Here is a 9,126-nt window from a genome sequence, read left to right as displayed (position 1 = left end):
CTGAAAACAAACAAAAAACATATAGATAATTAAATGAATAAAAAACATTTACTTAAACAACGAAAACTATAAAAACTACAACAATCTGTAAAAAAGTTTCATTTTTGAGCGATAGATGAATGAACACACCTCATTTTACGTGCTACTGAGAGTATATCGACTCTCACTTTTACCACCAGCTAGGAGCACTAATTTTATTAAAAATGTGCAGATGTTAACAGTTGAGCAAAAAACAACACCACTCACATACATTAGAAAAACAATTGTAAAACGTTTTCTTCATTGAATTAGTTTTTCTCAGCAATAAAACCCCAATCGCTTTAGTTTTTTTCATTCGTGCTATCCTTTGCTTTCGCTTACATTAGCCACGTAATATTTCATCGAAATGATCCATTAGAGATAAATGCCATGCAAACCTTTGAGTTAGCCATTTTCCTGCAGTTTTTCTTAGGCCTTGTAGCCGCTGTGAACCCCGTGGGGATTATGCCAATATTTGTCTCTCTCACTGGGCATATGACGCAAGAAGAGAAACACAAAACGGCGGCTACAGCGAATATTGCTGTGGCAATAATTTTGATTACCGCACTGCTTGCTGGGCAGATGTTACTGGATATGTTTAGTATCTCTTTAGATTCGTTTCGAGTAGCTGGTGGCCTATTGCTGCTGAGCATCGCGTTTTCGATGATGAGCGGTAAATTGGGTGAAGATAAACAAAACAAACAAGAGAAATCTGAATACATTAGCCGTGAACAAATTGGGGTTGTGCCACTCGCCATGCCTTTAATGGCAGGACCGGGTGCCATCAGTTCAACCATAGTGTATGGCTCTCGCTACCCAAGCATGTTCGATACCGTGGGCATTATAATCACTGTGGTGTTATTTAGTTTAAGCTCTTGGCTGCTGTTTCGCTCAGCCCCCTATATTGTCCGCTTCTTAGGTCAAACGGGTATCAACGTGATTACGCGGATCATGGGTTTAATACTAGGCGCACTCGGTATTGAGTTTATTGCCAATGGGCTCAGAAATTTATTTCCTGGCCTTGCATAACCGCGTTAACATCGTCACTGTTACTACAGATAAAAAGCATAAAAAAAGGGGCGCTTTGCATAAAGCGCCCCTTTTGTATTTTTACTCAGGTAGTTTTAAACCGAGATCCATCTTTACTGTTTTTCAGCCAGAATGATCCGCAAAGTACGGCGAAGCGGCTCAGCAGCTCCCCACAATAATTGGTCACCCACCGTAAACGCATTTAAGAAATCATCACCCATAGACATTTTACGCAAACGTCCTACGGGAACTGACAAGGTGCCAGTGACTTTGGCAGGGCTCAATTCACGTGCGGTAATATCGCGCTCGTTTGGAATAACTTTCACCCAATCATTGTGCGTAGCGATCATCTCTTCGATTTCATCAAGCGGAACATTTTTCTTCAGCTTGATGGTTAATGCTTGTGAGTGGCAGCGCATTGCGCCAATACGAACACAGGTTCCATCAATCGGGATCGGTGACGATTGAAGTCCCAGAATTTTATTAGCTTCAACGCCCGCTTTCCACTCTTCTTTGCTTTGACCATTGTCGCGTTTGACGTCAATCCAAGGGATTAATGAACCCGCTAGTGGTGCACCAAACTGCTCGGTAGGAAAAGAAGGTGATCGCATGGTTTCAGCCACTTTTCTGTCAATATCAAGAATTGAGCTCGATGGATTAGCCAATTCAGAGCTCACCGCATCGTTAATTACTCCCATTTGCGAGATCAACTCGCGCATATTTTGAGCGCCAGCACCCGAAGCTGCTTGGTAGGTCATTGCGCTCATCCACTCGACCAAACCTTTCTCATAAAGGCCGCCTAATGCCATAAGCATTAAACTGACAGTGCAGTTACCGCCCACAAAGGTATTGGTTCCTGAATGAATGCCGTGCTGAATTTGTGTCAAGTTGACCGGATCTAAAGTGATGATTGATTGTTTATCCATCCGTAAAGTAGATGCGGCATCAATCCAGTAACCTTTCCAGCCCACTTGGCGAAGTGCTGGATACACTTTTTCAGTGTAGCTACCACCTTGACAAGTGATAATGGCATCTAATTGTTTGAGGCTATCAATATCGTAAGCATCTTGCAGTAATCCTGTATGATGATTGCCTTTCTTAGAAGGCACCGTTGGGGCAGGAATACCAATTTGAGATGTGCTAAAGAAAACCGGTTCGATCAAGTCAAAGTCATTTTCTTCAACCATACGCTGCATCAGTACAGAACCGACCATACCACGCCAACCCACTAAACCTACTCTCATCGCGCTCACTCTCCATGTATCTAAAATGAAAATTTATTGCTCCATCTATAAGTGGTTCAGCATAAAATCTCAAGACTTTCTTAGTAAAAGTGGTAACTTTTTCTTTCTGCGTAGCCAGTTTTGTAAAAAACACATTTAAGCCTAAAAATCACTCAACCGCACTATGATTCAGCATTCAATAATCAACGAAACGCTAAATAATCACGTTCTTGTTACACAAAAAGCCCACACTACAAAACATTTATAACCATTAAATTTAACTATTATCAACATTTAACATCGAAGATTAACCACTTGAACGACATAAATCACATCCGAGGTGTTTGATGTCGATATATTATGCTAACTATTGTAAAGTGCGATCGAACTCAATAAGGGCACCGTTCTGTCCTTAGATCATAAATCTGACAAGAGGCTCTTTTATGACGCAAGCCCCTCAACGCCTACCTAGCTTAATTCAAGTAATTATTGCTCTAGGCTTGTTTTTGTTACTCGCGTTTTCGTTTACAGCTCAACTCGATCTCCCTATCCAACTGGCCTTATACATTGGCTGGTTCATCATTATTGTGCTCGGTGTTCGTTTAGGTCACCAATATAAAGAATTAGAAAAAGCAGCACTGAATGGTATTTCTAATGGTTTAGGTGCCGTATTGATACTTTTAGCTGTTGGCGCATTAGTTGGTACTTGGATCTCCGGCGGGATCGTGCCGACCATTATTTACTACGGTCTTCAAGCAATCCATCCTTCTATTTTCCTTCTTGCAACGATGATCATCTGTTCTCTCACCGCTTTAGCAACTGGAACCTCATGGGGTGCAGCTGGTACCGCGGGGATTGCCATGATGGGGATTGGTCAGGGTCTTGGCGTTCCAGCACCAATCACCGCTGGCGCAGTACTTTCAGGTTGTTACTTTGGTGACAAAATGTCGCCATTATCTGATTCCGTTATTCTGGCGTCTTCGATGTCTAACGTTGAAGTGATGGAGCACATTAAAGGTATGCTGCCGATAGCGCTTATCAGCTACGTGATCACGGGTATCATGTTTACCTTATTTGGTTTCCACTATGCGGGTAACGTAGACATGTCTCAAGTACAAAGCGTGATTGAGGCGATGGAACAGCAGTTTTACATTACCCCATACTCTTTTGTGCCAGTGCTGATTGTACTTGGCTTGCTTGCGATGAGAATGCCTTCGTTTCCTGTAATTAGCTTTGGTTCTTTGCTGGGCATCATTTGGGCTGTGATGATCCAAGACGTAGACTTCTTGCAAGCTTTCAATACCGCATGGGCACCTTACAATATTGAATCTGGCGTTGGCTTCATTGACTCAATCTTAAACCGAGGCGGTATGTCCTCTATGCTTGGTTCTGTTGCCGTGATTGTCTTTGGTCTCGGGTTTGGTGGATTGCTGGATAAAGTGGGTGTGCTTGAAACCATCGCAAAACTGTTTGAGCGCCGCGTGACAAGCGCAGGTTCACTGGCAACCAGTACTATTGGTACTGCATTTATGGGCAACGTTTTTGGCTCAGCCATGTATGTTTCACTCATCCTGACCCCTAAAATCTGTGCCAAGAACTATGACCGTTTAGGCTATCAGCGTAAGAACCTCTCACGTAACGCTGAATTTGGTGGCACGCTCACCTCCGGTATGGTGCCATGGAGCGATAATGGCATCTACATGGCGAGCATTCTAGGCGTTGCAACGCTCTCATATGCCCCCTTTATGTGGCTAAGCTTTGTCTGTATTTTGGTGACCATTTTTACCTCTTACATGGGTTGGTTTGTTGATAAATGTGAACCTACTGCACCAGCAGACAGTGCTGAACAAACACCGGTTCTCAACCAACAGTCAGCCTAGCAGAGTATTGCAAAAGTCATTGAACTAAAAAACCATTAAAAAAGAGCTCAACTGAGCTCTTTTTTACTACAAGCAGAATCACCATTTAAAGCTGACACGATAGAACTGGCTTATCGTTTTCTTTGATCAAGGTAGTGTTGCGCACTGGCTATAGCGGCCGCTAATTGCGTCGTTAATAACTCCAATTGCTTCTCCGTAGGTCGTTGCTTCTGACTAAGTCGCAACTCTATTTCTGACGCTATCTGCTTGAGAGAACGGCAACCAAGATTGCCCGCGACGCCTTTCAGGCTATGTGCTCGGCGTTGAGCAGCCTCCAAATCAGAATGCACCAATCTTTTCAATTCAGTGGCATCATGCTGATGATCTTGTATAAATACGCTCAACAGTAGAGTGACAGACTCAACATCGCCATTGAGAGTTATGAGCATGGATTCAATATCGATGGCCAAATCATCAGACAGATCCGATGTTTCCACCTGTGGTTCTTCTGTAGACAAAACACGACTGGGATTTATCTCAGATGACGTATCCTCTTTCGCAGCACTGGGAACTTTATTAACATGAGAACGAGTTAAAACTGATGACCGAAACATCAACCAACCCAGCAATAGCATAACACCACCACTTAACCCCGTGACAAGATAAGCATAGATGTTTAAAAGACGATGGTATTGGTTTTCAACATGGATAAGCTGATTGTAAATAGAGTGATTGATTAAATTGTCGACCAAACGTGCACCTTGGGCGTATTGATTCAGTAAATCAGACGCTTGTGCTAATGTCTGCTCTAACTCTTTTTTCTGAATGGCTGGTAAAGATTGCCCATCCACATAGAGTTTATCTAATGCTCGATAGATCCCCGGATTTTGCTCAGTGTCACTGAACATCGCTTCAAATACATAAGCGCCTAACACCACATACATTTGCTTGAGTTGTTCTGAATTAGTGGGATTATCGCGCAGCACTTGTAGGCGTTCAACCAAGGGTTGAATGTTAAGCTCAATCGACAAATACGATTTGGTCAGTGTGATATAGCGATCAGTCACATGGAGCAATTGCTGAATATCTGGTCGCCATGAAAAATCTCGGTGCTCAACTTCCAGCTGTAGCCTAAGTGAATAGAGTAGCTGCACATTCAGCGCGATATCATTTGCTCGCGTCGAACGATAAGGCTCTTTAAAATAGAGTGAACTTTTAAGTTCTTCAACACTGTAATGTAACTCTTTCACCGCATGCATGGCTTGGTAGCTTAAATGGCTTTGCCAAAACACAAGACCAACGGAGATTAACCAACCAAACAGAATCACTCCATACGATCTCACGCTGAATCGTTTTGATTTCTTTTGCCCAAACACTGTGATTACCAATTTGTACTTGTAATTAATACAAGCATAAACCTAAAGTTTGGACCGTGCTGAGTTGTACATCGGGAGAAAAGACAAAAAAGAGAGCCATATCAAGCTCTCTTAGTGGTAAACGATTAACGCTGGCGCGTTAACTGTTCTCTTAAATTCGGTGGCGTGCCTTTGATGGTTAACGTGTCGCTTTCAGGATCATAAAAAATACGCTCCCCCAATAACAAGCTATCAAAGCTCACATTCAAACCGCCCCCTGCACCGACAAACTTGGTCAGTTTACGCACGGTAGAACGATCACCAGGAAAGCTCTCTTCCAGTTCATAGCCATGTGCCTGCGTATATTCGAAAAAACCCGTGCCGTCTTGGCTAGCAGGTAATTCACCAGACAACTCACGAATATGAACCTCCTCACCGGCTTTAATTTGCTCATTGCAGTAATCGTAAACCTGCTTCTTGTAACCGATCGCTTCATCTTTTTCTAGCTTAGAATCCGTGCAAAAATCCTGTACCGCTTGCATCAGTACTTGATTTTGCACTTTGGTATCTAACCCGACATCGGCTTGCAGAAAATCAAGAAAGAAATCCGACACTTTTCGACCAACGCGACCTTTGATATAGGCAAGGTAGCGGTTTGAGTTTTTGTCCGTTTCAAAACTTGAGAGGTCAAGACGCGCTGCGATATCCATTTTGTTGATATCAAGATAATCTGTCGCGCTAATGTCGAGCCCCTCTGTTACTTTCAAACTTTGGTTGAGAGGTAAAAGCCCAATAAATAGGTAATCGGTAGCCAATGACTGATATTCGGCCATCACTAAGATCCCTTCATCAGCAAACGGATACTTTGATAATTCATCTTTCAGCCGTTGAGCACTGATTTGTGAAAAATCGTAAAAATCACGCTCACCTTGACGAAGTTCTTGCAACCAAGTTTGAAAATCACTGTCCGACTTAAACGAACCAAAACCTTTGCTCGCTTTCGAATTAAACACGCGATGCAACTCAGCCACTAAATTTTCGGCAGACGTATCATTATCTAAAGATTGAGAGCGGTATTTAACCACCAACTCATCTTGCTCGTTTTTGCTTAATTGGTGCAAAATCACGTTGGAAAGGTGAAGACTCATAGTGAAATTATCATCGTTCTGGTTTCAGTTGTAAGGCATTGTAGGTTATCATAAGCCGCTTTTACTATCATCATTAGAGTCTTTATGCCTATTACATCTAAATACAGCGACGAAAGAATTGAAAATATCCTGACAGAAGTTGCTGCCATCCTCGCTAAACATAGTGCTTCCCCTGAGCTTACTCTCATGATTGCGGGAAACATTGCAACGAATGTCTTAAACCAAAACGTTGCTGCTTCACAGCGTAAGGCGATTGCGGAAAAATTTGCTCAGGCATTGATGTCGTCTTTAGAAACTACTACTCACTAATAGAATGCATAGATAGAAAATTACATGGCAGATAGCGAAAATACATACGGTGAACGCGTATCACGGTTGGTTGGTTGGGGGCATTGGTTTGCTTTCTTCAATATCATTGCAGCAATGCTTATTGGTACTCGATATATCGTACAATCACCATGGCCTGAAACCTTGTTGGGGCAGTTTTATTTAGCTGTGTCTTGGGTCGGCCATTTTGGATTTTTGGTCTTTGCACTCTATCTGCTGGTTTTATTCCCTCTGACATTCATCATTCCGTCGCGCAAACTATTTCGCTTCGTGGCGGTCTGTTTTGCAACGTTAGGACTCACACTCTTATTAATCGATACCCAAGCTTATCAAGCAATCAACCTGCACTTAACACCGATTGTATGGGAACTGCTTTTTAGCGATGAGACCAGCGCTATCACCGCCGACTTACAGCATCTGTTTGTGGTCATGCCGCTCATTTTCCTCTTACAACTTGGGCTTTCGGAGTGGGTTTGGCGTAAGCAGCGAAAACTATCGCATAAACACGTTGGCCGGCCCATCGCGGCGGTATTTTTCATTAGTTTTATTACCAGCCACCTTATTTACGTTTGGTCTGATGCGTATTTAGAAACATCAGTGACCAGCCAAAAATCAAACTTCCCGCTCTCGTATCCAATGACGGCAAAATCGTTCATGGAAAAACACGGTCTATTTGATCGTGATGTGTACTTAAAGCGTTTGAAGGATAATGAAGAGAACCTTAACATTGTTCGTTATCCTCTTGAGCCTCTTCAATTTGGCCGCAGAGCAAATAATCTCAATATTTTGCTAGTGAGTGTCAATAATTTAAGAAGTGATGTGCTGACAGCTGAAATCATGCCCAACACTTACCAATTTGCGACAGAAAATTTGAAGTTTAATAATCATTACAGCTCGAGTAATGACATGTTTGGGATCTTTGGCTTGTTTTATGGATTACCAAGCAGTTATGCCAACGCCATTCGTTCACAAGGTACCCCTCCGATACTGATAGATGTATTGAAAAAACAGAATTATCAGTTTGGCCTCTTTAGTGGCGATAATTTTGACGACACCTTATACGAAGAGACGATTTTCCGCACTTTAACGGTCTCTAAAGCTCCTTTTGATCAAGAATCGAGCACAGATAACCAAACTATACAACGCTGGCATAAATGGGTATCCGAGCAAACCGAACAACCCTGGTTCAGCTATTTGGAATTGACGACCGTTGACAACTTTAATGACTTTGACCCTCGGTCAAGTAAAGGTAGTGCCAGCGATCGCCTGCGTGCTGGTTACAATAACTCGGTCAATGCAGCCGACCAAGAAATAGGCCTGCTGCTCACTAAGATTGACGAATTACAATTGCAAGACAATACGCTGATTGTGATCACCTCAAATCATGGCGCGGAGTTTAACGAGACAAAAACCAACAGCTGGGGTGCTAACAGCAATTACAGCCGATACCAGTTACAAGTGCCGATGATCATCCATTGGCCTGGGAAAATGGCAGGGGAATACTCACACCGTTCAAGTCACTTAGATTTTTCAGTCACGCTTTTACAGGATCTGTTAGGTGCTTCATCCAACCCTATTGAATTTAGCAGTGGTAGAAACTTGTTTGATGAAAACAAAAGGAAGTGGATCTTAGCCGGTGATGCCCGTGAATTAGCTTTGATTACCGATACCCAAACGACTCTCATTGATAAATTTGGCAACTTCAAGCTGTTTGATGAAAACTATCAACGTCAGAAAGACTCTAGCCCAGCGTTACCTGTACTGATGCAAGGCTTAACTGAATTGCAGAGATTTTACGCCAAAGATAATTAAATCAGGTCGTTAGCAAGATTATCTCTTGACGCTAAAGGGATAAATGATTAGATTACGCCAATCGGACTGTAGCGCAGCTTGGTAGCGCACCGTCATGGGGTGTCGGGGGTCGGAGGTTCAAATCCTCTCAGTCCGACCATACACCTAAAAAAAGAGAGCTTCGGCTCTAATGCCGTTCACTTAAGGTGAGCGGCATTGTATTTTCTAGGGTATCGGCTTGGCTTTTTCTTCACGACTCTAGGGAAGGCTCTTTCTCGCCTTGGCTCAAGTATTAAGCTCCCACTCATTGCATAGAAGTTTTGGAGTTGCCTCGGTATGGCTCCCGGTGACGAGTAGGGAAGCCCCACTATTAGGC

The 9,126-nt window shown here is 42.9% G+C and carries 7 protein-coding genes, 1 tRNA gene and 1 pseudogene; 5 read left to right on the top strand and 4 right to left on the bottom strand.

What is annotated here, in order from left to right:
• The first annotated feature begins 408 nt into the window (after nucleotides 1–408).
• A complete protein-coding gene (locus AACQ42_RS15420) occupies nucleotides 409–1,047 on the top strand; it encodes a YchE family NAAT transporter (protein WP_010318853.1) in 639 nt (212 codons plus the stop codon).
• A 113-nt stretch (nucleotides 1,048–1,160) separates the two neighbouring features.
• Here AACQ42_RS15420 and asd read toward each other — a convergent pair whose 3' ends face one another.
• A complete protein-coding gene (gene asd / locus AACQ42_RS15415) occupies nucleotides 1,161–2,291 on the bottom strand; it encodes an aspartate-semialdehyde dehydrogenase (protein ID WP_029189775.1) in 1,131 nt (376 codons plus the stop codon).
• Between the two features lie 422 nt (nucleotides 2,292–2,713).
• Between asd and nhaC the strand changes: the two genes are divergently transcribed.
• Complete coding sequence (nhaC, locus tag AACQ42_RS15410) at nucleotides 2,714–4,150, top strand: Na+/H+ antiporter NhaC (RefSeq protein ID WP_094164181.1); 1,437 nt, start codon at nucleotides 2,714–2,716, stop codon at nucleotides 4,148–4,150.
• A 110-nt stretch (nucleotides 4,151–4,260) separates the two neighbouring features.
• On the opposite strand, the gene AACQ42_RS15405 is transcribed toward nhaC, so the two are convergent.
• Nucleotides 4,261–5,457 carry an Hpt domain-containing protein gene (locus AACQ42_RS15405; RefSeq protein ID WP_094166344.1) on the bottom strand — a complete coding sequence of 399 codons (1,197 nt, stop codon included), beginning with the start codon at nucleotides 5,455–5,457 and terminating at the stop codon, nucleotides 4,261–4,263.
• 173 nt (nucleotides 5,458–5,630) lie between these two features.
• Nucleotides 5,631–6,632, bottom strand: coding sequence for a nucleoid-associated protein YejK (gene yejK, locus AACQ42_RS15400; RefSeq protein ID WP_017042553.1), 1,002 nt, complete (start codon nucleotides 6,630–6,632; stop codon nucleotides 5,631–5,633).
• Between the two features lie 84 nt (nucleotides 6,633–6,716).
• Here yejK and AACQ42_RS15395 point away from each other — a divergent pair, with 84 nt between their 5' ends.
• The 3 genes from AACQ42_RS15395 to AACQ42_RS15385 all read left to right on the top strand — a co-directional run bounded on the left by AACQ42_RS15395 (nucleotide 6,717) and on the right by AACQ42_RS15385 (nucleotide 8,910).
• Nucleotides 6,717–6,941: a YejL family protein gene (locus AACQ42_RS15395; protein ID WP_013856392.1), complete on the top strand. Its 225-nt coding sequence runs from the start codon at nucleotides 6,717–6,719 to the stop codon at nucleotides 6,939–6,941.
• Nucleotides 6,942–6,965: 24 nt separating this feature from the next.
• Nucleotides 6,966–8,771: a DUF3413 domain-containing protein gene (locus tag AACQ42_RS15390; protein WP_017049110.1), complete on the top strand. Its 1,806-nt coding sequence runs from the start codon at nucleotides 6,966–6,968 to the stop codon at nucleotides 8,769–8,771.
• Between the two features lie 62 nt (nucleotides 8,772–8,833).
• Nucleotides 8,834–8,910: transfer RNA gene (locus AACQ42_RS15385), tRNA-Pro, on the top strand.
• A gap of 37 nt (nucleotides 8,911–8,947) precedes the next feature.
• Here AACQ42_RS15385 and AACQ42_RS15380 read toward each other — a convergent pair.
• A pseudogene (locus AACQ42_RS15380) lies at nucleotides 8,948–9,126 on the bottom strand (IS4 family transposase); the annotation flags it as partial.

Source organism: Vibrio sp. V12_P9A6T4 (assembly GCF_963874835.1).
In the GTDB taxonomy this organism is placed as follows: domain Bacteria; phylum Pseudomonadota; class Gammaproteobacteria; order Enterobacterales; family Vibrionaceae; genus Vibrio; species Vibrio anguillarum.
The sequence above is the reverse complement of the archived record's forward strand: the minus strand, read 5'-3'. Positions and strand labels throughout refer to the sequence as shown.